This is a genomic window from Neobacillus bataviensis (assembly GCF_019969725.1).
On record NZ_JAHXYW010000009.1, the window covers coordinates 192,732 to 217,076 of the forward strand.

Genomic DNA, 24,345 nt, shown 5'->3' on the forward strand with positions numbered 1-24,345 from the left:
GGTAATGACATGGGTAATTTTTTAGAAGCAAGCTGGCGCGAGTTGAATCTCGGAGAAATGCTGGCACGTAATGCCAGAAAAAATCCCGGTAAATTAGCACTGGTGTTTGAGGATACGAAACTAACCTATCGGATGTTAAATAATCGCGTAAACCAATTAGCCAATGCTTTATCTAAACGAAATGTAAAACAAGGAACAAAAGTTGCCATAATGTCTTACAATTCGCATCGGGTGGTTGAATCCTTTTTTGCCTGTAATAAGCTTGGTGCGGTAGCTGTACCTGTAAACTTCCGACTGGTGGAACAAGAAGTACAGTATATTCTCTCAAACTCTGACAGCGAAGTGTTCATTTTCGGAAGTCAATTCTCAGAATTGGCGGAGCATTTAATCGCGGATGGACAGGTTCGAAATGCGATTCAAATGGAAGAAACAACCTCTTCTGCCTTTGAAGACTATGAAGAAATCATCGCAGGTGAGAGTATTGAAGAACCGGATGTCTTTGTCAGTGATGGATCGGATGCTTTCATCATGTATACGTCCGGTACGACAGGACGTCCAAAGGGTGCGGTATTAACCCACAAAAATCTTTGGACCAATACGACGAATTGGTGTATGGAAATGCAGGTGACAAGCGATTCGGTCTGGCTTTCAGGACTGCCTCTCTTCCATATTGGCGGGCTAAATGGTGTTTTGCCTTTCATCTTTGTGGGCGGGACCAATGTTCTTACGCCAAGTACAGGATTTGATCCAGTACAGACACTGGAATTAATTTCGGAGAACCTGGTCACCCATTGTATTTTTGCTCCAACACAATGGCAGCAAATCACCGAACAGGATCTATCCCAATACCAGCTTAAACAAATGAAAAGAGCATTATGGGGAGCTTCGATTGCGCCGATTCCGGTTATAGAAGGAATCTTAAAGGCTTTTCCTTCTGTTCAAGTCGTAAATGCTTTCGGACAGACAGAAATGTCCTCCAATACATGCTTCTTAAAAGGGGATGATGTCAAAAGAAAACTAGGAGCTGTAGGCTTGCCATGTGTGAATGTCGAAGTGCGGATTGTCGATGATGAGGATCGGGATGTCCAACAAGGAGAGGTTGGGGAAATCGTCTATAAGGGACCAACTGTCTTTAAAGAATATTATAAAAATCCGGAGGCAACGGCTGAAGCATTGCAGAATGGCTGGTTTCATTCAGGAGATTTAGTCCTGCAGGATGAGGAAGGATATATCTTTATCGTTGATCGTAAAAAAGACATGATTATCAGCGGCGGAGAAAACATTTACCCTGCGGAGGTCGAACAAGCCATCCTTAAACACCCTTCGGTAAAAGAAGTTTCAGTGGTAGGTGTCCCTCATGAAAAATGGGTAGAAACACCAAGGGCTTATGTTGTCGTCAAAGACAACCAGCCATTAACAGAAGAAGAAATCATCAAGCATTGCCAAAATAACCTAGCAAGCTATAAAAAACCAACAAGTGTTGTCTTTATTGATGAACTGCCAAGGAACGCTGCAGGGAAAGTATTAAGGAGAGAACTCAGAGAATTAGATAAGATTGCTAATATGGTAAATTAATCGTTTTTAATCCACTCATGAATGTTACATGCTGATGTATGACAACTCGAACTTAGGCACAAAGGGCAGAAAAAAAGTTTGAAGATTGTTATACATCCATTTTTTTGCAAAAAAAAGGCATGGTTTCTAAGAACAAGCCATATTTATTTACATTAATGATGCCCTACCGAACTTTTTTGGAATGTAAAGTTCACGGGTAGGAAAAAGGAGGAGAAGTTTTATGATGACACCGGAACAATATATTGAAAGTCTACGTAACCAGAAGAAGGAAGTATATTTTATGGGCGAGAGGGTCGAAAATGTCGTCGACCATCCCGCAATGAGGCCACATATCAATGCCGCATCCGTGACGTATAAATTGGGCACAGAGGAGAAATACGAGGAACTTGGCAGTGCCACCTCCCATCTAACAGGTAACAAAATCAATCGTTGGACACATATTCCGCAAAATCAGGAGGATCTTGTTAAAAAAGCGATGATGCTTCGGGTAGCGGGACAAATAACGGGGACATGTTTTCAAAGATGCGTTGGTATGGACGGCTTAATCACTCTTTATTCCACGACTTGGGAAATGGACCAGGACCTTGGTACAGACTATCATGAAAGGTTTAAGCGATTTTTAATCGAGACACAGAATCATGATTATATGACCGATGGAGCCATGACAGATCCAAAGGGAGACAGGTCCAAAAGGCCATCGGAACAACATGACCCTGATTTATATGTAAGAGTGGTAGAAGAAAAGGAAGATGGTATTGTTGTTCGTGGAGCCAAAATGCATCAAACAGGGGCCATAAATTCCCATCAAATTTTAGTTATGCCTGGAACTGCCATGTCCCCGAAAGATGCAGATTATGCCCTTTCGTTTACGGTACCTGCCGACGAAAAAGGTGTAATCTACGTTTTTGGAAGACAAGTGAACGACAGCCGTAAATGGGAAGGGAAAATCGATCAGGGAAATGCAAAATATGGTGTAGTCGGCGGAGAGGCATTGATTATTTTTGAGGATGTGTTTGTTCCTTGGGAGCGGGTCTTTATGTATAAAGAAACGCAATATACGGGCAAGCTGGTTGATCGCTTTGCATCATACCATAGACAAAACTATGGAGCTTGTAAAGCTGGAAACCTGGATGTCTTAATAGGGGCAACGGCTTCACTTGCGGATATGCATGGAATTTCCAAAGCTGGTCATGTGAAAGAGAAATTGGCTGAAATGGCCCACTTAGTTGAAACCATGTATAGCGGAGCCCTTGCTTGCTCCTTCAATTGTTCAAAAAATGGATGTGGCACCGCTTTTGTTGATCCGGTGCTGGCAAATTCCTCAAAACTTAACACAGCACGGTATTATCCAGAGGTTACCAAGCTGTCTCAAGATTTAGCAGGAGGTTTCGTGGCAACACTGCCATCAGAACAAGAACTGGATAACCCGAGGATTGCTCCTTATATTTATAAATACTATAGCACTGGCGAAAATGTTGATCCAATTGACAGGATTAAAATGGGACGTCTTGTTGAGAATATGACAGGCTCCACTCCGATTATCGAATGTATGCATGGGGCCGGATCACCGCAGGCGCAAAAAGTGGTGATTCAACGTTCGATTAATTGGGGAGAAAAGATTAAATTTGCCAAAGAGATTGTAAAGGATGCTAAGGAGCAAAATGAAGTTCTTCAATAATTTTAAAAAGTTAGGGAAAATATCTGTCCGGACTGCTGCCTTGGTGCGGCGTCCGGAATATAGGAGAGATTTTTTTGAATTCTGCCATTAAACAAATTACCGTTATAGGGTCTGGAGTAATGGGCTGGCAAATTGCACTGGTCTCGGCTCTTGCCGGATTTGAGGTCTTTTTACAGGATATTAATGAAGAAAGCTTACGACAAGCAAAGGAATCCTTACAGGGGCATATGAATAAAAGAATCCAAAAAGGAAAATTAACCTCTCAACAAGTGGAGGAGGCTTTCAGCAAACTTCATTTTGTCACTTCATTAGAAACCGCGTTAAATCAAACCGATTTTGTTATTGAAGCGATTGTTGAAAAATTGGACGTCAAACGCCAGCTATTTGCCGAAGTGGACAGACTGGCTCCGGCCCGTGCGATCATTGCCACAAACAGTTCAACGATAGTCAGTTCAAAGCTGGCTGATGCGACAAATCGGCCAGATAAGGTATGTAATCTTCATTTCTTTAATCCCGTTCTCGTAATGGAATTAGTGGAAGTTGTAAAGGGGCCGCATACCTCGGAAGAAACGGCGGCTGCCGCTTTTGGACTAGCCAAACAAATGAATAAGACTCCAATTCTATTAAAAAAGGAAATTTCGGGTTTTGTAGCAAACAGAATCTTAGGAAAGTTAATAGATGAAGCCGTTTATTTGTTGGAAAATGAAATTGCTTCCGTAGAAGAAATAGATCTTGCTTGTACAAAAGCTCTAAATCATCCAATTGGCCCGTTTGCTCTTCTCGATCTGACAGGAATTGATGTTAATTATTATATTCGCCAGGTGCTCTACGAAGAAACAGGGGATGAATCCCAAAAACCCCAAAAAGTTCTTACTGAAAAATTCTTAAATGGGGAGTTCGGCCGGAAAACCGGTAAAGGGTTTTATAGTTATAGCTCTTAGAAACAGAAAACCCTAATCGGCCAAGGGTTTTTCAACACTTGGACTATTATACAAGCATTTCTAAGTAGGCTGTGTTAAAGAACATTGTTGATTTTTTAACACTGTTGATTGGAGCGGGTCGCGAAGACTCCTGCGGGAGGACGGGGCAGGGGAGACCCCGCAGGCGCTTAAGCGCCGAGGAGGCTCCACGGAATGCCCGCGGAAAGCGGAGCGCCTGGAGCGCAAATCAACAGCCAAGTTTAACACAGCCTTTAAGTAAAGATTTTTACTAATTTATTAGAGGGATGAACTATATGACAACTATAGCCATTATTGGCGGGGGCCCTGCAGGATATGTTGCTGCGATAACTGCTTCACAAAAGGGTAAACAAGTTATTTTGATTGAGGAAAAGGATTTAGGAGGCACTTGTTTAAATGAAGGTTGTATGCCAACAAAAACATTATTAGAAAGTGCCGAACTCTATGAAAAGGTCAAACAAGCCAAACAGTTTGGGATTACTCTCCCCTTTGATCAAGTCAAGATTGATTGGTCAGGAGTCCAAGAACGTAAAAACAAAATTGTTAAAAGACTAGTTCAAGGCATCGGTTATTTGATGAAAAAGAATAAAATTAAAGTGATGAAAGGAAAAGCTACTTTTTTAACGGAACATCGGGTCGTTGTTGAAAATAGAGGAAAACGGGAAGAGATTGAGGCGGACCAAATCATCATCTCCACAGGGTCGGAACCTTCAAGCTTGCCATTTGCACCTTTTGATGGGGAATGGATTATCGATAGCGGACAAGCCATGTCGTTACCGGGTATTCCGTCTTCGTTGCTCATCGTTGGCGGGGGAGTGATTGGCTGTGAATTCGCCAGTATTTATAGCAGGATGGGAACAAAGGTAACCATGTTAGAGATGGCAGATCAAATTCTTCCAGGTGAAGATCCGGACATTGCCTCTGTCTTGCAGCAAGCACTTGAAAATGAGGGTGTTATCATACATACATCCACTACTTTAAAACAGTTGAACCCTGATAAAAAACAAGCCATATTTGAAAATAAGGACGGTATTCAAGAACTGAATGCTGATTATCTATTAATATCCGTAGGAAGAAGACCACGAATTGCAGGATTAGGTCTAGAAATGCTGGGTATCGATTTCTCAAGTCAGGGCATTAAAGTAAATGAGCATATGCAAACCAATATCCCTCATATTTATGCTTGTGGAGACATCATATGCGGAATCCAGCTTGCTCATGTTGCTTTCCATGAAGGAACGGTTGCAGCCTTACATGCTTGCGGAGAAGCTGCGCAAGTCCATTACAATGCTGTACCACGTTGCATCTATACAGCACCTCAAATTGCAAGCGTTGGAATGACAGAAAAACAGGCTCGTGTTTGTTACGGAGATATTAAAGTAGGAGAGTTCCCGTTCTTAGCTAATGGTAAGGCGTTGATTGTTAATGAAACAATTGGAAAAGTTAAAGTGATCGTGGAACCCCAATCTAACAAAATAATCGGGATCTCTATTGTGGGTCCAGAAGCTACGGAATTAATTGGACAAGGAACGGTCATGCTGCATGCCGAAACGACAGTTGATAGGATGGAGAATTTTATAGCTGCACACCCAACTTTGTCTGAAGCAATCCATGAAGCACTATTGAGTACAACTGGTCATGCCGTTCATTTGTAAACTAACAAGATTAGAACTCAATCTAGAAAAGGAGGGGCAAATAAATTGTCCCTTTTTTCTATACAATTTTTTAAATATTCTCTCACTAAGTAAGATTATTAAATCTTTCTTAAGAATAGGAAAAATTCTTAATCAAATCCTTGTAAGAAGTGGCTAAATGAAAAGAGAAAAGTTGGCACATTAATTGCATATTTAAAAATAACGGAGGTGATTTGATAACCTCTCTTTAAAATAACTGCGGAAAGGAACATGTAAATGTTTAAAAAGGTTCTTATTGCTAATCGAGGTGAAATTGCTGTCCGTGTGATTAGGGCTTGCAAAGAAATGGGGATTGCAACGGTTGCTGTCTATTCTGAAGCAGACCGCGAGGCACTTCATGTGAAAATGGCCGACGAGGCGTATTGTATCGGACCGACTTCATCTTCGGAAAGTTATTTGAATATCACCAACGTCATCAGCACTGCTTTATTAACAAATACAGATGCCATCCAGCCTGGATATGGATTTTTAGCAGAAAACGCTAGTTTTGCTGAAATTTGCGATGATTGTAACATTACGTTTATCGGTCCTAAAGCAGATGCCATTCGAAAAATGGGGGATAAATCGGTTGCAAAAGAGACGATGAAACGAGTAGGTGTACCTACCGTTCCTGGAACAGATGGTCTAATTGAAAACCTCGGTGAGGCAGTTACCATTGCGAAGGAAATAGGTTTTCCCGTCATGGTGAAGGCAACAGCCGGCGGCGGCGGAAAAGGAATGAGGATAGCAGGAGATGAGGAAGAGTTAAAGAAATCCATACGCCAAGCTCAGAAGGAAGCTGAAACCGCTTTCGGAAATGGCGGGGTGTACCTAGAGAAATACATTCAGGAACCACGGCATGTAGAAATCCAAATTATGGGGGATAAGCTTGGTCATGTTGTGTATTTAGGTGAACGAGATTGTTCCATCCAACGGCGCCATCAAAAACTAGTTGAAGAAGCCCCTTCGCCAGCATTAAAACAAGAGCTTCGTGAACAAATGGGTTCGGCAGCCGTTGCTGCAGCAAAAGCGGTAGATTATCATGGCGCGGGTACAGTCGAGTTTCTTGTAGATAAACATGGCCAGTTCTTTTTTATGGAAATGAACACCCGTATTCAGGTGGAACACCCGGTTACTGAAATGATTATGGGAATTGATTTAATTAAGGAACAAATTTTGGTTGCAGCAGGCTACCCGCTGTCCTTTAAACAAAGTGATATAAAAATAAACGGCTGGGCGATTGAATGCCGAATTAATGCAGAAAACCCGGCAAAGAATTTTATTCCTTCTCCAGGGAAGGTAGACATGTACTTGCCTCCTGGGGGCTATGGTGTAAGAGTGGATAGTGCTATCTATCCCGGATGTGAGATTTCACCTTTTTATGATTCCATGGCAGCAAAATTGATTGTTTGGGCAAAAGATCGTGACGAAGCGATTGGGAGGATGAAAAGGGCGCTTGATGAATTTGTTATAACCGGAATTAAAACGACCATTCCATTCCATCAAAAATTACTAAACCATGAATCCTTTGTAAAGGGTCAGTTTAATACTAATTTTCTTGAATCAAATCCAATAATGTTAGATTTATAATCCTTCAGTTTACTAATAAGATAGGAGAGAGAGAAATGTTTAAAATCCAAGAAATAAGAGAAATGATTAAACTCATTGATGAATCAACCATAGAGCATCTTGAAATAGAGGAGGGCGAGTCAAAAATTTCAATCCAGCGGAAGGTAACGAAACTTCCCGAGACTATTAAGCAGGCCATTCCTTCGGTTGCAAATACACTTGATCCTGCAGCAGTAGCCAGGACACAAGAGAGTTCTAAAGAGACTTTGCAAGTGGCAGCGACGAAGGAGAGTACCGAAGAGGTACATGCTATACCTAAAAATACCGGAAATGAAAATCATTCAACTATTGTTTCCCCGATGGTAGGTACGTTTTACAGGGCACCGGGAACAGACGCCGATCCGTTTGTTAAAGTGGGGGATAAAGTTGACAAATCAACGGTCGTCTGTATCCTTGAGGCCATGAAATTGTTCAATGAAATTGAAGCGGAAATGGACGGAGAGATTGCCGAAGTGTTGGTAGAGAATGGCCAATTGGTTGAATACGGCCAACCACTATTTTTGGTAAAACTAACTTCATAACCATTTTTGAATCTAATCTTTATCCTAAACTGAACGAGCACTCAGTCGAATGCAAGTAAGACACTTTATCAAAAGAGGAAGTGAAATAGCCGATGAGCACCGTTTATGAAAGTATTTATGATTTATGGGATCGGAAAAGGAAGATTGAGCTTGGTGGTGGTGACGACCGAATTGATACCCAGCATAATCGCGGGAAACTTACGGCAAGGGAACGGATTGATCTATTGCTGGATGATGATTCCTTTGTTGAATTAAATCCATTCATACAGCACCGTGCCACCAATTTCGGAATGGATCAATTAGAAGCTCCCGGAGAAGGTGTTGTCACAGGTTACGGTAAGATTCAAGGACGTCTGGTCTATGTTTTTGCCCAAGACTTTACCGTTTTTGGCGGTGCATTAGGTGAGATGCATGCGGCTAAGATATGCAAAATCATGGATTTGGCCGTTAAAAATGGAGCACCCATTATTGGATTAAATGATTCTGGCGGTGCCAGGATTCAAGAAGGTGTTGTTTCATTAGATGGTTATGGTCAAATATTTTATCGGAATGCCATCTATTCAGGTGTAATCCCGCAAATTTCTGTGATTATGGGACCTTGTGCGGGTGGAGCGGTCTATTCTCCCGCCATCACTGATTTCGTTTTCATGGTGGATAAAACCAGTCAAATGTTCATTACAGGTCCAAAGGTCATTCAAACGGTAACCGGTGAGGAAATTTCTGCAGAAAATCTGGGTGGTGCCAGGGTACATTCGTCTATCAGCGGGTGTGCACACTTTACCGCCGATTCAGAACAGGAGGTCTTAGAAGAAGTACGAAGATTAATTTCCTTTCTGCCTCAAAATAATATGGAAAATCCTCCAAACTTGAAAAACAGCGAAGAGGATGATTGGCGAGAAAATTTACTTGATCTGGTCCCTCTCAATGGCACGAAGGTGTATGACATTCGTAAGGTATTAGAACAAGTATTGGATCAAGGGGATTTCCTGGAAGTTCAAAAGGATTACGCGAAAAACATCGTAGTAGGTTTTGGACGAATTGATGGAAATAGTGTCGGGATCATCGCCAATCAGCCAAAAGTAATGGCTGGCGGGTTAGATATTAACTCTTCTGATAAGACCGCCAGATTCATTCGATTCTGTGATTCTTTTCATATTCCAATCATTACATTTGAAGACGTTACAGGGTTTTTCCCAGGTGTAAACCAGGAACATGGGGGAATCATTCGTCACGGAGCAAAAATTCTGTACGCTTATTCAGAAGCTACAGTTCCCAAAATTACGGTGATCTTAAGAAAGGCATTTGGCGGGGCTTATGTCGCAATGAATTCAAAAGCGATTGGCGCGGACATTGTCTATGCTTGGCCCAATGCAGAAATCGCCGTTATGGGCCCTGAAGGAGCAGCAACGATTATTTTTGCAAAAGAAATTAATCAAAGCAGCGATCCAGCGGCGACTAGAATAGAAAAAATTGAGGAATATCGAAACAAGTTTGCGAATCCTTATGTTGCCGCCTCACATGGAATGGTTGATGATGTAATCGATCCCAGAGATACCCGAAAAGTTCTTAAGCGATCTTTAGAAATGCTTAAAACAAAAAAAGAATCGAGACCCCAAAAAAAGCATGGAAATATCCCGTTGTAGCTCTATGACATGGAGCCATAAATAGGAGGCGTTCCTAAATGATGTTAAAAAAAATGGTAGAAGAATATGAAATCATAAAAGGAAAAATGGATATTGCTAGAGATCAATTTGGGAATCATCATCACCTTGTCCAGGAATATCGTAATCAATTAGATAATCTATATCATCGATATTTCGGCAAAAATCAGACGGACACTACATTAAGAAAAGAAAATTAAAAGAAAAAATGGGGGATTTACATGAATATTCAAGAAAAAAATTTGCTAGATAAAACGTCAATCATTTTAGGGAAAAATACAGGAATGATGAAGTTAAACGATATAATCGAAGAACTGGTAAGTATTATCGAACAAAACGAAAATGATGAAAGAAGGAATTAGGTCATAAAAGTTCGGTGTATACATCGATCCTTAGTTAAACTCTTGAAGAGTCTGAAATTCTTAATAAAAAAGGATTTTAGGCTTTTTTGTTTTTTATCATTTACCGTTGCCATTCAGAATCAGCCTCTTTTTCTTTTTTATCCATGAGAAATATGAGAATCAATTCTCTGATAATTAGGAATTTAAAATCTATTCTCAACCTTCAATTCCTACTCCTGATGCCTATTCTTCTGTGTTGAAGAGTCTTGTTCAATTTGGCACGAAAATTGCTATTAAATAAAATGTAAGAAAAATAAATCAGAAGGGGTGTATGGCAAAGGGGAGAAGAAAATAGATAGGGTTCTCTGATCGTTGAGTGTTGATTTAGACAAAATCTACTAGAAGGGGCTTTGTGATGAATGTATTAATTCTAGGGGGCAGTAAGGGTATTGGAAGAGCAACTGCCTTGCAATTTAGTCAAGAGGGAAATCAAATTTTTGTGAATTACGCCCATGATGATGAGGCAGCTTTAGCAACAGCCTCAGAAATTACAGAAAGGGGCGCAGAAGCACACATAATCAAGGCCGATGTCGGCGACCCGTTAGCGATTAAAGATATGGTCGAACAAATCAAAAGTAAGACTAATAGATTGGACTTGATTGTTCATTGTGCTGTTGCCATCCTCCCTGGCGATGGGTTATCCCTTTCATGGGAACAGTGGCAGCAGGCCATAGCGGTTAGCAATCTTTCTCTAATCGAGACCATTCGCGAGGCGATGCCATTGCTGACGTTTGGTTCTTCGATTATCGCACTTTCCAGTCGCGGTTCCGACCATGTAGTTCCTCATTATGCCGCTTTGGGCTCGACTAAGGCATTTACCGAGGCAATCGTTCGTTATCTTGTCCTTGAACTGGCTCCGAAGGGTATCCGGATTAACGTAGTTTCCCCGGGAACTTTAGATACGGAGGCATTAAGGCGAGTTTTCCCGGAAAAAGTTGATAAGTATTTGGAATACGAAAAAACCACAAACCCTAGCGGGCGCGCTCTTGAATTCGAGGACGTGACTCAGGTCATCGCGTTTTTGGCAAGTCCTGGCGCTCAGATGATCCAAGGAAGAGTGATCCCGATCGATGGGGGCCGTGGCTTGCTATAATATTATGCATTTCTAAATGATAACGCTTTCAATCCGCTAAGTTAAAACTTTTATATATTCACCCAAATTTAATGGAGGTGCTAGTGTATGAATAATGCTGCAGCACAGCTAGAAATGACGAAAAAAAGGTTTATTGTTTTAGCCATTGTGTTTGCGATTAACTTTGTAGTATGGATGGATGAAAGCGTATTCGCCATCTTGACTCCCCTTTGGAGCGGATCGCTTAAACTGACTCCGGAACAAATCGGATCGGCATCTGCAGCCTACCTATTAGGCTATTTCCCTGTATTATTTATTGCCGGTATTTTGTCAGACCGCATCGGAGCTAAAAAGATGCTGGTCCTCTGTTTAGTCGGTGTAACGGTGTTGAGTGCATCGATGGCGTTTGTAGACTCCTATACAACACTTTACATTCGGAACCTTGTTTTTGGGATATTCTTCGGCTTTTTATGGGCGCCATGCAATAAAATGATGGCCATGTGGCTGCCTGGCAGGGAAAGAGCGCGGTACGCTGCCATTTGGATGAGCTTTACGATGGCATCCGGGGCGATTGGAGCTATTATCGGACTGCCTCTTGCCGATGCTATTGGCTGGGAAAAGGTATTCCTTCTTGTTTCTTTATTAGCTATTCCTTTGATTTTCTTCCTTATTTATAAAACAACTGATCGTCCCGAAGATTTTAAAGGCATCTCAAAACAAGAGGTAGCTTACATTTATTCAGATCAGCCTTCCGTTGAAGAACAAAATGCCGAAAAATTTAAATGGTCTCATTTAAGGGATCTGTTTAAACAGCGCAGTGTTTGGACGATGGCTCTTGCAACCGGTTTAGGAACAACGCCGACTTGGCTGATTGGCACTTGGGGTTCGTATACGTTATTAAATGAGTTTAAAATTACGCCAGCGACCACATCGATGATGATTTTTTTGGTTAGCTTCATTCCCATTACATTGGGCTTTGTCAACGGATCGATTATCAATAAATTCTTTGGTGGAAAATGCCGTCCGGCTTTGGCCTTTGGCCCATTGGTAAGTGGATTGGCCTATATTGCAGCTGCGATGTTCAGTCCGAATTATATCGTGTGGGCAATCCTCGTTTGCGGTTTTGGGTATTTTTGTAATCCGTTCTTTTGGGGGACTGTTAATGCCTATTGGGCGGGGATCGCAAAACCGGAATATTCAGGTACTCTGAATGGTTTATCAGCGGCTTTACAGGTAGCAGTCGGCTATATCCTTGTGAATATGAGTGGTAAATGGATTGATCCTTCGGTTCAGGGTCCTGCAGCTATGAATAAGATCTGGTTGGTTGGCGGATGCGTATTTTTAGCGACAATTGTATTAGTTTATCTTTCTAAGGAAATCAGGGTCAATGGTACAACAAATACAGACTCAACAACTAGTAAATCCGTGCAGGAGGCTGAATCCGCACCAACCATTTACTAAAAATTAGGATGAGTAAAAAGGAGGTAGTTTATGAGACTTCAAGATAAAGTAGCCATCATTACAGGGGCGGGTAGCGGCCAAGGGGAGGCTTCCGCCTATCTCTTCGCCAAAGAAGGAGCCAAGGTCGTTGTGGCCGAGTGGAATGAAGAGGCTGGTTCCCGGGTGGCCCAAAAGATTGTAAAAGAAGGAGGAGACGCGCTATTTATCAAAGTCGATGTCTCCAATGAAGATGAGGTTCGAGCGATGGTCGAGGAAACGGTCAGACATTATGGCCAAATCGATGTCCTTTTTAACAATGCCGCTATTGGGTATTCAGCAACTTCGAGGTACAAGATGGATTCCTTGCTTGAAACTCCTCTGAAGGATTGGAATGCCATCCTAGGGATCAATCTCAATGGCGCCTATCTGGTTTCAAAATATGTCTTGCCTATCATGATTAAACAGAACAGAGGCAGCATCATCAATAATTCCTCCATGAATGGAATGATTGGCGTGTCAGGGGCAGATGCTTACACAGCGGCAAAAGGTGGCATTGTCTCGCTTACGAGAGTCATGGCAGTCGACTACGGTAAGCATGGTATCCGTGTCAACTGCATTTGCCCGGGGGCCATCGATACACCGATGATTGCCAATGCTCTGGAAATTCCCGGATTTAGGGAAGCATCTGCTGCATGCCCGATTGGGCGGATTGGCCAGCCGGAGGATATCGGTAATGCTGCCTTGTTCCTTGCTACAGATGAAGCCAGCTATATTACGGGAGTGATTTTGCCGGTGGATGGAGGATGGAGTGCAACCTAATCCATTCCATAGAAGACAGGCTGAAAAAATTTTAATTATAGGAGGCAATTATGGCTGAAATCTTTCAAAAAGAGCTAAATCTCCAAAACTATGAAAAGGGTTTTTTGATTGGCCTTTATCACACGATGGTGAAAATCAGAAAATTTGACGAGAATTTGATTGGTCTCATGCAGGAAGGAAAAGTGTCCGGCTTTTATCATTCCGGAATTGGTTCCGAAGCCCTTTCTGCAGGATCTATCGTAACACTAAGAGATGAAGACTATCTTTTTTACAATCATCGGGGCTGTAATCAAAAGATTGCCAAAGGCGTCCCCCTATCGAAACTCTATGGGGATTTCCTAGGCACGCTCGAAGGTACCACCCGGGGACTGGGTGCTGGGATTGTCCACAGTGCGGATCTGTCAAGAGGCGTGTTAGGGCAAGCCGGAACAATCGGTTCGCAGTTTAATATTTGCGTAGGATCAGGCTACTCAGCCAAAATGAGAGGGACTGATCAAGTCACGATGGTTTTCTTCGGGGATGGGGCGGCATCACGGGAGCCGCTGCATGGATCGTTAAACTGGGCCGGAGTGTATAAGCTGCCAATCATCTACATTTGTGAAAATAACGAGTATGCGATCTCCAGCCATTATAAGGAAACCCATGCCGTCAGGGAACATATCGCGGACTGGGCCTATGGATATGGAATACCGAACTATGTCGTCGATGGAAATGATCCGTTGTTGATGTATGAAATTGTCCAAGAAGCGGTAGAGCGGGCCAAACGGGGAGAAGGACCGACTTTCATCGAGGCGCAAACATTCCGTCATCGCGGGCATTATGAGGGGGATCCGTATGATTATGTTGATCCAAATGTCCTGAAATATTGGAAAGAACATCGGGATCCAATCAAAAATTTTAAAACCCGATTAATTGAATCAGGTCTTTATAAGGAAAGCGATTTGACGCTGATTGATGAAGAAATTCAAGCAGAAATTTCAAAAGCCATTCAGATCGCCGAAGATTCACCACTGCCAGGACGGGAAAGAATTTTTGAAGGATTATTTTCATAGGGGGGTGTTGCAATGAGAAAGATTACCTTTCGCCAGGCTATCAATGAGGCATTAACAGAAGAAATGGAAAAGGACCCAAGCACAGTGGTGTTTGGTGAGGATGTTGGGAAGTTCGGTGGTGCATTAGGAGGAACGAAGGGATTATATGAAAAATTTGGTCCCCTTCGAGTGTTCGATACCCCGATTACGGAATCGACCATCGTAGGGTCAGCACTCGGCATGGCCATTACAGGCCTGCGCCCGATTCCAGAGCTACAATTTGCCGATTTTGTCGGCGTTGCCTTTGACGAAATATTTAATAAGCTAGGCAAATGGAAGTGGATGCACGGCGGAGACATGAAAGTGCCAGTTACGTTGAGAATGCCATCGGGAATAGCAGGAGGGGCGGGTCCTGAGCACTCTCAGAGTCCACAGGCAATGTTTATACACGCACCGGGTCTGTATATTGCGATCCCTTCGACACCTTATGATGCCAAAGGAATGCTGAAAGAAGCCATTCGGAATGACAATCCGGTCTTATTCTTTGAACATAAAGTGCTATACGATATGAAGGGCGAAGTGCCTGAAGGAGACTATACAATTCCATTTGGAAAGGCCGACATTAAGCAGGAAGGTTCCGATGTTACGGTTATCGCAACGGCATTACAAGTTCATACGGCTTTGAATGCTGCTCGAACTCTTACCAAAGAGGGAATTAGCGTGGAAGTGATAGACCCGAGGACGCTGGCTCCTTTAGATAAAGATACTTTTTTGGGATCTGTCCGTAAAACAGGCCGTGTCATCATTGTCCATGAAGAACCGAAAACAGGAGGCACAGGTGCTGAATTGGCAGCCATCATTTCTGAGGAGGCCTTGTTTGATCTTCATGCGCCAATCCGAAGACTTGGAAGTCCGGATGTTCCGATTGCTCAGAGCATGCACTTGGAACAGTTCTACAGACCTACTGAACAGCAAATCATAGAAGCGGTTCATGAGTTATTGGAATACTAAGGAGGAGATACTATGAGTGGGAGAATGAAGGCCGCGGTCTACTACAGTCCACGGGAACTACAAGTAGAAACAGTAGATATCCCAGAAATTGGCCCTAACGATATTTTAATGAAGGTCATCGCCTGCGGGATTTGCGGCTCAGATGTTCACAGCTATGGTTCAGGCTTTTACATCGACAAAGGGCAAATCATGGGGCATGAATTCGTAGGGGAAGTCGTAAAGGTTGGAGAACAGGTGCAAGGCATTGAAGTGGGGGAAAGAGGTACCGGATTTTCTGCCGGAATGTGCGGAGAATGCTTCTGGTGTAAAACCGAGCAATATTTCCTTTGCCCCAACCTGTTTAAAGCATCAACAGGTTATGGACTGCATGGGGCCTTTGCGGAGTATGTGAAGATCTCCAATGCTGTCCCCGGAGCTACATACCACAGGGTTCCGGATCAAATTGATGACTATACGGCAGCGACAATCGAGCCGGTCTCGGTTGCCGTGCACACTGTAGATCAATGCCAGCCGCAGGCAAACGATCAAGTACTTGTGATGGGAGCTGGGTTGATAGGCAATGCTGTCCTCCAGGTAATGAAAGCGTCTCCAGTATCTAAGGTCGTTGTATCTGAGGTTTCGCTGAAAAGATTGCAGGCCGCAAAAGAAATGGGAGCGGATGCAGTCATCGATGCAACTGCAGAGGATGTGCTTCAAAGGGCCAAGGAGTTAATTGGCGTCGGTCCTTATCATTTTGCTGAAGGGGCAATGGCCGATATCGTTGTGGATGCGGCGGGTGCACCATCTGCGGTGGAGCAATCTTTTGAAATCGTCCGCAGCGGCGGAGTTATCGCTTTTGTTGGCTTGCCTGAAAAAAGGGCCTCGATCGATGTAACCAAAATTGTTCACAAAGCCCCCCGAATTGTCGGTTGTCTTGGCGGGGATATGGGAAAGGCCATTGAGTTGTTGAAAGCCGAGAAAGTTAAAACAAGACCGTTGATTACCCATGTGTACCCTTTAAGCAGGGCAAGAGAAGCATTTGAAATGCAAATGAATGCCCGGGATGCCATCAAGGTCTTAGTTACTCCTGAATAATCGTTCATTTATGAAATGCCACTGGATCGTTCCAGTGGCATTTCCATTTTTTAAAACTAATCTTGAATTTTAACTAGAATTTTTGCTTGTGTCTTATCATTTGTATCAATTATTAAATATAATAAAAATCGTATACTATTCTCATTAATAATAAAAATGAATGGGAGGAAATTTTACTAAATCTATCGAATTGTTAAAAAGAAATAAAGCGAAAACAGCTCACCATTCTGTATAAGTGATAATAGAATTTAACATTAATTCCATTGTATTAAAAGTCTATATTGCCAAGACAAGGGATCTATTGTGGAAGACTTGATGTAAAAAGGTTTTGTTTTTCTACAGTATTTAGAACCTACTGTTTGGAGAGTGGTTGAAATGGTAAAAAAATATGGTTTTACAACCTACTATCGATCGACGGAAATATCTGATAGAGAAAGAGTATTAAAAAAGGCCTGGGATGTTTACTTTAAGAAGGGAATGGTTCTTGACGGGATCCGTCCTTTTATTTTGGCTTCCTGGCGGCGTTCGCAACAGTATGACTTGAATCCCAGTGTGATTCAAGCTCCGATTTGTTCTCCAAAGGTTCTGATTAAAAAACAAGATGAAAACAAAGAGATTTTATCCTTAATTCGTCCATTTATGGATGATTTGTTTAATATTGTCACCGGGACGGACAGTCTCATTGCCTTTTCAGATAAAGACGGGGTTGTCTTGGATATTTTGGCTGACAGCGAAATTGCCATAAATGCGGCATCTGTGAACTTTACAATCGGAGCCAATATGAGTGAAAAATGGGCGGGAACGAATTCAATCGGGTTGGCCATGAAGCATGGAAAAGCGGTTCAAGTAGTCGGTGCGGAACATTATAGTACGATATGGCATACTTCACATTGCTCAAGTGCCCCGATAATGGATCCGTATACGAATGAAATGATCGGTGTCATTACTTTAATTGGATATGTTCGTTCTGCCCATCCCCATTCACTTGGACTTGTAAAAACAGCAGCTGATACCATTGTAAAGTTAATTGAGCGAAAAGGAATAATAAAAGAAACCGATGTACTCAAAAACTTTTTTAGTGCAGTAATTGATTCTATTTCCGATGGAATTCTTATTATTAATAGATTTGATGAAATTATCAGTTTAAATAAAATGGCCTCTCACTTGTTAAAACTGCCAGTCATGGAGAATATTAAATGGAAGTTCAGTGATATCGAGCATTTAAGGCCGCTTTCTCGTTATTTTGAAGAAGCAGTGAATGGGAAAGATGTGATCTTACAGGATGAAATTAATCTGCTTCACGATGAAAAGTATAATCTATCATTTACTTCTCGAAGAATTATAGTCGAAGGTGAACATTTAGGCAATATTCTTATTTTAAAAAGAAAGAAACAAAACAAGGAAATCACAAAGTTAAGGGCAAAATATACCTTTTCTTCATTAATAGGCGAAGACCCTGTCTTTAAACAGGCGATAAAACTGGCGGAGAAAGCAGCTAGAACGGATAAAAGCATCTTAATCATTGGTGAAAGCGGAACGGGAAAAGAACTTTTTGCCCAATCGATTCATAATGAAAGTACCAGACATTCCGGCCCATTTATTGCGATTAATAGTGCGGCCATCCCAAAGGATTTAATTGCCAGTGAACTGTTCGGATATGTAGACGGTGCATTTACAAATGCCGTAAAGGGCGGAAAAAAAGGAAAATTTGAAGAAGCCAGTGGCGGTACTATCTTTCTTGATGAAATCGGTGATATGCCTTTGGAAGTACAGGCCCATTTATTGCGGGTCTTAGAGGAAAAAGAAGTAACACCGGTCGGTTCCAGTTTTTCAAAACCTATCGACATTCGCATTATTGCAGCAACGAATAAGGATTTATTTAAGCTGGTAGAGGAGAATACGTTTCGTTTGGATTTGTATTATCGTTTAAACGTTATTTCCATCAATATCCCTTCATTGAATAAGCGTAAACGGGATATTGATTTATTGGCTAAACACTTTTTACCTGGCAAAACATTAAGTGCCGGAATTTTAAAGTATTTTTATAAGTATGATTGGCCGGGCAATCTAAGGGAAATGAAAAATATAATGGAACAAATCGAAATCTTTTGTGACAATCCGATCGTTACCGAAGATTATTTACCTGATTATATAAAATGGCAGTTTGAAGATAAGAATTTGGGAGAGAGCCTCTATCAGTCTGTGACAAATGATGCCAAAAAAGGAACCATGATCTCAACGCTGAAAAACAGCAAAAATGTGACGGAAGCCGCAAATAAACTGGGCATATCTTTAAGCACACTATATCGATGGGTAGGCGAATATCAAATTAATATAAAAGATTACATAAAAAGACAATAAAGATATAGTTTACACTTATGCGTGCTTTCTCATTAAAACTGAGATGAAAAAACGTTTTTAGTCATAATCTGCCCGTCTAAAAAGTAAACATGTTATAAGGTTTACTTTCATCCAAACCATTCATTTTATTAAAAATTCTTCTAACTAAATTTATGGAATTATTTCAGCCTTGATAAGGAGGAGTTTCATATGAAATCGGTTGGAATCTTAGGCGTAGGTCAAGCAGGTGGAAATATGGCGGAAATTGCATCCGTCTTGGGTTTTCAAACAGCGCTGATTAATACAAATCAACGTGATGGTGCCGTAAATACCAGAGTCGAAAAGAAGTATTTTGTTCCGGGTTATAATGGTGCAGGCCAAGATCGAGCTTTAGGAAATCGTGCCGTTCAGGAAAAATATCGAGAACTGATTGATTTTGTAACCAGCTCCTTCAAGAACATAAAGCTGCTTTTGGTTGCTTTTTCAACGGACGGTGGTACTGGATCTGGAATGAGCCCGCTATTGATTGATCTGTTAATCGACCAATTGCCTGGTATTAAAATTGGTGCAATTGCCATCTTACCTGAACGAAACGTATTAGCGGGGAATCGGATCAATACAGCAGAGTGTATCCAAGAGCTTTCCCAAATAGAAGGCATTTCTTCCGTTTTCTTGGTAGATAATGATCAGATGCGCAAGCAGAAGCCGCAATCCAGCAAACATGAGATTTACCTCTCTGCTAATCGTCAAACGGTTGAGGCCATTAGCCATATCCTAAAAATAACAAATAAAAGTTCGTTTTACGGGAACTTCGACGAAACTGATCTGATGAATATACTTGAAACAAGAGGAGTTACCATCATCTCTTCCGCAGCTATTACTGACGCGAAAACCAGTTCGGATGTCTCAACGAAAGTACAATCCTCATGGGAAAATTCGATATTCTGTCCTGTTGAATCGCAGGGTGTCATTCGTGCAGGACTGATATATGAAGGACCAGAGAATATGTCAAAGCTCATTAATGTTCCTTCCATCTTTGAAAGGATAGGGGAGCCAGTACAATTATTTGAAGGGACCTATCTCTCAGAAACGGACCCTACCGTTACAACGATTCTTGCTGGGCTCTACTTCCCAACCCGTCGGCTGCTTTCCCTAGAAGAATCTCTAGAAAAGAATAAAGAACGATTACAGAACCTTGTTAAAAAGGAACATACCCAAAAATACGAATCCTCCGTAAACTGGGCTTCCAACTTAAAAGTTAAAAAAACAGAAAAACAGACTGTATCCATAACATCCAAGTTAACGAAGTATAAGAAATAATACGGACTCAAAGAAACACATCGGAACGATACAATCCGATGTGTTTTTTTATTTTTTTCAGTAAATATGAACCTTTTTTGCATCGTAGTGATGCAAAAAAGGTTCATTTTTATTTCTTCTATACTTTGTAAACCTTTATTTTAGGCAACTAACAAATCAAAATACATGTGATTTTATAGGCTGTATGTTAAAATTTTCGAAAAAAATTTTTTCTTGGCACAGTAATTGCATTATTAATAGTGACGGATCAAAAATGCCCAAAGAAAGGAGTGATCCAAGTGGCCCAATTTAAAAATTTATTTTCTGAAATTCAAATTGGGAAAACCCTTTTAAAAAATCGAATCCTTAGCACTGCCCACCAAACCAACCATGTGGTTGACGGTATTCCAACTCTAGATATGACAGCCTATCATGTAGAACGGGCGAAAGGCGGAGCGGGTCTTATCATTCTTGAAGCTGCTGCTGTCCATCCATCCGGGATGCTGACAGGTCATACCATTGCTGGGTATGATAAGGAAGTAATACCCGCTTATGCAGAAATGGCTGCACAATTGCATCAGTATGGCACAAAGGTATTTGCCCAGCTTTTTCACGGCGGAAGGGAGTTTATCGCAAGCGACTATCGTCATGCAGCATGGGCACCATCTGCAGAACCAAGTTTACGGTTTGGAACGATGCCAAGGCCCATGAGTTTGGATGATATTGAAGAGGTTATCAATGGGTTTGCCTTATCTGCTAAGCTGGCTAAAGAAGCAGGATTGGATGGAGTTGAAATTGCTTGTTCCCATGGATATTTACCCGCTCAATTTTGGTCGAATCACACTAATCATCGAACTGACCAATACGGCGGAACGTTTGAGAATCGAATGCGTTTTATCCTTGAAATTATGCAGCGGATTTGGAAGACGACAGGGGAAGACTTTACTGTTGGAATCAGGATCAGTGCGGATGAAATGACGATGGATGGCACCAGCGTAGCAGATGCTATTAACATCGTTGAATATTTAGTCGAACGAGTCCGAATTGACTTTATTAATGTTACGGCAGGAGATTCAAGTACCTATTCAGGTTCTACCCATATAGCACCAGGATCTCCCATGAAACATGGATATAATGCACCCCATGCCTTTAAGATTCGGATGGCGGGTGCAGTCCCTGTATTTGTAGGAACGCGAATCGTCGATCCTGTAGAGGCTGAACAGATTATCAAAACCGGGAAAGCGGACATGGTGGGAATGACCCGTGCCTTAATCGTGGATCCCCAAATGCCAAATAAAGCGTTGAGTGGCGAACTTAATGCCATCGATGCCTGCATTGGCTGCCTCCAGGCTTGTATAGGACACTATCATAAAGGCCTTGCCATTGGCTGTGTCCAAAATCCAATTGCAGGTAAGGAGAGACAGTTGAACCCCAAGCTCCATAAGGTAAAATCCAAACAACATGTCGTCGTCATAGGTGCGGGCCCTGCTGGTCTGCAAGCAGCCATAACAGCGGACCTACAAGGGCATCAAGTCACACTCGTGGAGCAGAAACAGGTGATTGGCGGTCTCCTGCAAACCATGAAAAAGGCTCCCATGCGGCAGGAACTGGCCGAAACGATGCTAGATAACTATTCTAGGAAGCTAGAAAAAAGTAATGTAAACGTTCAATTAGGAAAAAGAATCTCCAGGGCGGATTTAGTAGAATGGAAGCCTGATGTCATCATTTGTGCAACAGGGTCCAGGCCATACCTTCCACATGTCCAGGGAATGGATGATAATCGTATAAAAACAGTAGATGAGCTATTTCACAGCAATCCGACACAAATAGGAAAACGGGTACTCGTGTTTGATTTTTCCGGGGACTGGCCGGGAATGGAAGCGGCTATTTTTTTACAGGAAAAAGGCCATGAGGTAACCCTGTATTCTACGAAACTCCATATCGGTCAGGAGGTCCATCAATACTTAAGAAACGAATATTTAAAAAAGCTTTACCAGTTAAAAGTTAAGATGCGTCCCCATTTTGATTTCGGAGGGATAGAACAGGACCAAGTGAACATTCGAAATCTATTTACCCATGAAAGGGAAGCAGTGGGTGACTGGGATACTATTGTTTTAGCTTATGGACGAATTCCTAATTCTGAATTGTATGAGGAAGTAAAAGGTTTAGCTCCTGTTGTTCAGCAAATTGGTGATGGTCTTGCACCACGCACCCTGGAAGAAGCTACCTATGAAGGTTTAACGACTATTCTAAATCTAGGATCTATAGAAGTAGAAATATCAGGATAGAGTGAATTCTCAATATTTACCTGAAAAATATAGTGATTTTTTTGAAAATTCAATGTATTATTACTAATGATGAAAGCCCTTACAAAACTAATGGTCTACATGCTAAACCGTTACCTCTTATATTCTTTATCAAATTTAAGGGAGGTGAACTTGAAATCTAGCACTTAAAATGGATGGATGGGATCTAGCAGGATTTGATTATGTTTGAAGGGGGAAAGAATATGACGGATCACACAAATGTTGAAATTCCTTCTGCTGCCGTGCATTTACCTATTAACCCAGAAGGATCACAGAGATTGGAAGATATTTTAGCAGAAATGTCTGATGAAAAGAACCTTGGCGAAGATTTCAGCAAAAGGGATTACTTTTACCTTGTCCTTGTTGGACTCGTTATTCCTTTCATCCTAATGATTTGGGGGTGGTTCTTATGAAAATAAAAAATGTTGAGCTATCCATTTCACAAGAAGTTGCCCAAAGCAGCTGGCCCTTACCAAAAAATCAACGAACATGGTCTTCATGGGGACTCATGGGAGTTGCCCTTAGTGCAGGGGTTGCAGCGTGGAGTTATTCAATCGGCGGTTATGTAGCCTACTATTTAAATGCAACCATGGGTACGATCGCCATGATTGCAGGATGTTTAGTTGGAATGTTTTTTGTCGCACTTGCTACTGTTCCGGTTAGTATAAAATATGGTATAGAAAACATCGCTTCCAGCAAACCTATTTTTGGTGAAAAGGGTTCGATCTTTGCCATTTTACTTCAATATGCCTCGATTGTCGGTTGGAATTGTTTGTTAATTATATTATTTGGGAAAGCCGTAAGTGAAGTATTAATTGCTACCGGTATACTCCAATCATCCTCACAGCAACTTGTAACAGCGGTTAGTTCTCTTGTTGCATTAGCCATCAGCTGGATCTCGTTACGAGGCGGTTCAGCTTCTGTAAAAAATTCTTCTCTTATTATTAGCATCCTAGTTGCTTTAACAGGCATTTTAATTATGTATAAATTAGTCAGTACTGTTGGCATTAGCAAGATTTTCACTGCAAAACCGCAGGCATCCTCAGGGGACCGCCTTTTGGATTACACAACTGGATTTGAAATATTAGTAGCAAGTGTCCTTTCATGGTGGCCGTATATGGGCGGAATTGTCCGTATGGTTCCTAGTTCTGGAAAAGCTTTATGGCCGACGATGCTTGGAATGGGGTTACCCACTGGAGTCATTAGTTTAATTGGGCTCTTTTCCGCGCTTGCAACTGGAAACTATGATCCTACTAAATGGTTCGTAGAGGTAGGCGGCATCGGCTTTGGAATCATCGCCCTCTTGTTTTTAGCTTTGGCCAATATTGGCACGGCCATTGTTGGAGCCTATACGACTGGAATTGGTCTAAGGCAAATTAAATGGATTGAAAGGAAAACAACCTGGAATCAAACCACTCTGATTGTCCTGCTGCCGGTTGCACTCATTAGCGCCTTTATTCCTGATCAATTTTTAAATTCAATTCCATCCTTTCTTGCCTTTCTTGGTGTTGCCTTTGCGCCTGTCATAGGTGTTCAAATTACCGACTATTTCCTTCTAAGAAAGCAAAGAATTTCTCTTGATCAGCTTTATAAGCATGATAAGAAATCCGACTACCATTTCTGGGGCGGCGTAAATGTGGTTGCGTTTATTTCCTGCATTGTTGGATTTTTTGCCTATATTTATTTACTGGATCCTATCAGCTATGAATCGGCATCGATCTTTAAATATATTAGCGCTTCGATTCCTGCCACGATCTTATCGGGAATTTGTTATTACCTTCTTACCAAAATCATTGTGATTCCGATGAAGAAGGGTGGATATGTCAAGAGGGAATAGAATTGCAGTCAATTTATTG

At 41.7% G+C, this 24,345-nt stretch carries 20 protein-coding genes; all 20 read left to right on the forward strand.

The annotated features are described in order from the left end of the window. Positions 1–9: 9 nt before the first annotated feature. Complete coding sequence (locus LC455_RS21465) at positions 10–1,575, forward strand: acyl-CoA synthetase (protein ID WP_223593801.1); 1,566 nt, start codon at positions 10–12, stop codon at positions 1,573–1,575. A gap of 220 nt (positions 1,576–1,795) precedes the next feature. Beyond that, positions 1,796–3,253, forward strand: coding sequence for a 4-hydroxyphenylacetate 3-hydroxylase family protein (locus LC455_RS21470; RefSeq protein WP_223593802.1), 1,458 nt, complete (start codon positions 1,796–1,798; stop codon positions 3,251–3,253). 74 nt (positions 3,254–3,327) lie between these two features. Then, on the forward strand, positions 3,328–4,194 hold the full coding sequence (locus tag LC455_RS21475) for a 3-hydroxyacyl-CoA dehydrogenase family protein (RefSeq protein WP_223593803.1): 867 nt from the start codon (positions 3,328–3,330) through the stop codon (positions 4,192–4,194). A gap of 293 nt (positions 4,195–4,487) precedes the next feature. Then, the gene (gene lpdA, locus LC455_RS21480) at positions 4,488–5,867 is read left to right on the forward strand and encodes a dihydrolipoyl dehydrogenase (protein ID WP_223593805.1); all 1,380 of its coding nucleotides are present in this window, start codon (positions 4,488–4,490) and stop codon (positions 5,865–5,867) included. 255 nt (positions 5,868–6,122) lie between these two features. Continuing rightward, positions 6,123–7,475, forward strand: a complete 1,353-nt coding sequence (accC, locus tag LC455_RS21485) for an acetyl-CoA carboxylase biotin carboxylase subunit (RefSeq protein ID WP_223593807.1) — start codon at positions 6,123–6,125, stop codon at positions 7,473–7,475. A 35-nt stretch (positions 7,476–7,510) separates the two neighbouring features. After that, positions 7,511–8,035 (forward strand): acetyl-CoA carboxylase biotin carboxyl carrier protein, encoded by a 525-nt coding sequence (gene accB / locus LC455_RS21490; protein ID WP_223593809.1) that lies wholly within the window; start codon positions 7,511–7,513, stop codon positions 8,033–8,035. A 92-nt stretch (positions 8,036–8,127) separates the two neighbouring features. Further along, positions 8,128–9,678, forward strand: coding sequence for an acyl-CoA carboxylase subunit beta (locus tag LC455_RS21495; RefSeq protein WP_223593811.1), 1,551 nt, complete (start codon positions 8,128–8,130; stop codon positions 9,676–9,678). Positions 9,679–9,716: 38 nt separating this feature from the next. Next, positions 9,717–9,896 (forward strand): hypothetical protein, encoded by a 180-nt coding sequence (locus tag LC455_RS21500; protein ID WP_223593813.1) that lies wholly within the window; start codon positions 9,717–9,719, stop codon positions 9,894–9,896. 21 nt (positions 9,897–9,917) lie between these two features. Next, positions 9,918–10,058, forward strand: coding sequence for a hypothetical protein (locus LC455_RS21505; protein ID WP_223593815.1), 141 nt, complete (start codon positions 9,918–9,920; stop codon positions 10,056–10,058). Positions 10,059–10,452: 394 nt separating this feature from the next. Continuing rightward, positions 10,453–11,190: an SDR family oxidoreductase gene (locus tag LC455_RS21510; protein ID WP_223593823.1), complete on the forward strand. Its 738-nt coding sequence runs from the start codon at positions 10,453–10,455 to the stop codon at positions 11,188–11,190. Positions 11,191–11,277: 87 nt separating this feature from the next. Beyond that, entirely contained in the window at positions 11,278–12,630 is a 1,353-nt protein-coding gene (locus LC455_RS21515) for an MFS transporter (RefSeq protein ID WP_223593824.1), read from the forward strand. A gap of 30 nt (positions 12,631–12,660) precedes the next feature. Beyond that, positions 12,661–13,428: an SDR family NAD(P)-dependent oxidoreductase gene (locus LC455_RS21520; RefSeq protein ID WP_223593825.1), complete on the forward strand. Its 768-nt coding sequence runs from the start codon at positions 12,661–12,663 to the stop codon at positions 13,426–13,428. Positions 13,429–13,478: 50 nt separating this feature from the next. Beyond that, positions 13,479–14,480 carry a thiamine pyrophosphate-dependent dehydrogenase E1 component subunit alpha gene (locus LC455_RS21525; RefSeq protein ID WP_223593826.1) on the forward strand — a complete coding sequence of 334 codons (1,002 nt, stop codon included), beginning with the start codon at positions 13,479–13,481 and terminating at the stop codon, positions 14,478–14,480. 12 nt (positions 14,481–14,492) lie between these two features. Further along, positions 14,493–15,470, forward strand: coding sequence for an alpha-ketoacid dehydrogenase subunit beta (locus LC455_RS21530; RefSeq protein WP_223593829.1), 978 nt, complete (start codon positions 14,493–14,495; stop codon positions 15,468–15,470). A 12-nt stretch (positions 15,471–15,482) separates the two neighbouring features. Further along, complete coding sequence (locus LC455_RS21535; protein WP_223593831.1) at positions 15,483–16,544, forward strand: zinc-dependent alcohol dehydrogenase; 1,062 nt, start codon at positions 15,483–15,485, stop codon at positions 16,542–16,544. Between the two features lie 375 nt (positions 16,545–16,919). After that, positions 16,920–18,905, forward strand: a complete 1,986-nt coding sequence (locus LC455_RS21540) for a sigma-54-dependent Fis family transcriptional regulator (RefSeq protein WP_223593833.1) — start codon at positions 16,920–16,922, stop codon at positions 18,903–18,905. Positions 18,906–19,094: 189 nt separating this feature from the next. Further along, positions 19,095–20,204 carry a cell division protein FtsZ gene (locus LC455_RS21545; protein WP_223593835.1) on the forward strand — a complete coding sequence of 370 codons (1,110 nt, stop codon included), beginning with the start codon at positions 19,095–19,097 and terminating at the stop codon, positions 20,202–20,204. A 278-nt stretch (positions 20,205–20,482) separates the two neighbouring features. After that, positions 20,483–22,471 (forward strand): oxidoreductase, encoded by a 1,989-nt coding sequence (locus LC455_RS31770; protein WP_223593836.1) that lies wholly within the window; start codon positions 20,483–20,485, stop codon positions 22,469–22,471. A 221-nt stretch (positions 22,472–22,692) separates the two neighbouring features. Then, positions 22,693–22,902 carry a hypothetical protein gene (locus tag LC455_RS21555; RefSeq protein ID WP_223593838.1) on the forward strand — a complete coding sequence of 70 codons (210 nt, stop codon included), beginning with the start codon at positions 22,693–22,695 and terminating at the stop codon, positions 22,900–22,902. Next, positions 22,899–24,326, forward strand: coding sequence for a purine-cytosine permease family protein (locus tag LC455_RS21560; RefSeq protein WP_223593840.1), 1,428 nt, complete (start codon positions 22,899–22,901; stop codon positions 24,324–24,326). Before LC455_RS21555 ends, LC455_RS21560 begins: the two co-directional genes overlap by 4 nt. Positions 24,327–24,345: the final 19 nt, after the last annotated feature.

What these genes read in the sequence shown, in the direction of transcription:
- LC455_RS21560 (WP_223593840.1), top strand. Translation starts at nt 22,899, where the DNA reads ATGAAAATAAAAAATGTTGAGCTATCCATTTCACAAGAAGTTGCCCAA.
- accB (WP_223593809.1), top strand. Translation starts at nt 7,511, where the DNA reads ATGTTTAAAATCCAAGAAATAAGAGAAATGATTAAACTCATTGATGAA.
- LC455_RS21525 (WP_223593826.1), top strand. Translation starts at nt 13,479, where the DNA reads ATGGCTGAAATCTTTCAAAAAGAGCTAAATCTCCAAAACTATGAAAAG.
- LC455_RS21545 (WP_223593835.1), top strand. Translation starts at nt 19,095, where the DNA reads ATGAAATCGGTTGGAATCTTAGGCGTAGGTCAAGCAGGTGGAAATATG.
- LC455_RS21515 (WP_223593824.1), top strand. Translation starts at nt 11,278, where the DNA reads ATGAATAATGCTGCAGCACAGCTAGAAATGACGAAAAAAAGGTTTATT.
- LC455_RS21500 (WP_223593813.1), top strand. Translation starts at nt 9,717, where the DNA reads ATGATGTTAAAAAAAATGGTAGAAGAATATGAAATCATAAAAGGAAAA.
- LC455_RS21495 (WP_223593811.1), top strand. Translation starts at nt 8,128, where the DNA reads ATGAGCACCGTTTATGAAAGTATTTATGATTTATGGGATCGGAAAAGG.
- lpdA (WP_223593805.1), top strand. Translation starts at nt 4,488, where the DNA reads ATGACAACTATAGCCATTATTGGCGGGGGCCCTGCAGGATATGTTGCT.
- LC455_RS21530 (WP_223593829.1), top strand. Translation starts at nt 14,493, where the DNA reads ATGAGAAAGATTACCTTTCGCCAGGCTATCAATGAGGCATTAACAGAA.
- LC455_RS21555 (WP_223593838.1), top strand. Translation starts at nt 22,693, where the DNA reads ATGACGGATCACACAAATGTTGAAATTCCTTCTGCTGCCGTGCATTTA.
- LC455_RS21520 (WP_223593825.1), top strand. Translation starts at nt 12,661, where the DNA reads ATGAGACTTCAAGATAAAGTAGCCATCATTACAGGGGCGGGTAGCGGC.
- LC455_RS21470 (WP_223593802.1), top strand. Translation starts at nt 1,796, where the DNA reads ATGATGACACCGGAACAATATATTGAAAGTCTACGTAACCAGAAGAAG.
- accC (WP_223593807.1), top strand. Translation starts at nt 6,123, where the DNA reads ATGTTTAAAAAGGTTCTTATTGCTAATCGAGGTGAAATTGCTGTCCGT.
- LC455_RS21535 (WP_223593831.1), top strand. Translation starts at nt 15,483, where the DNA reads ATGAGTGGGAGAATGAAGGCCGCGGTCTACTACAGTCCACGGGAACTA.
- LC455_RS21540 (WP_223593833.1), top strand. Translation starts at nt 16,920, where the DNA reads ATGGTAAAAAAATATGGTTTTACAACCTACTATCGATCGACGGAAATA.
- LC455_RS21510 (WP_223593823.1), top strand. Translation starts at nt 10,453, where the DNA reads ATGAATGTATTAATTCTAGGGGGCAGTAAGGGTATTGGAAGAGCAACT.
- LC455_RS21465 (WP_223593801.1), top strand. Translation starts at nt 10, where the DNA reads ATGGGTAATTTTTTAGAAGCAAGCTGGCGCGAGTTGAATCTCGGAGAA.
- LC455_RS21505 (WP_223593815.1), top strand. Translation starts at nt 9,918, where the DNA reads ATGAATATTCAAGAAAAAAATTTGCTAGATAAAACGTCAATCATTTTA.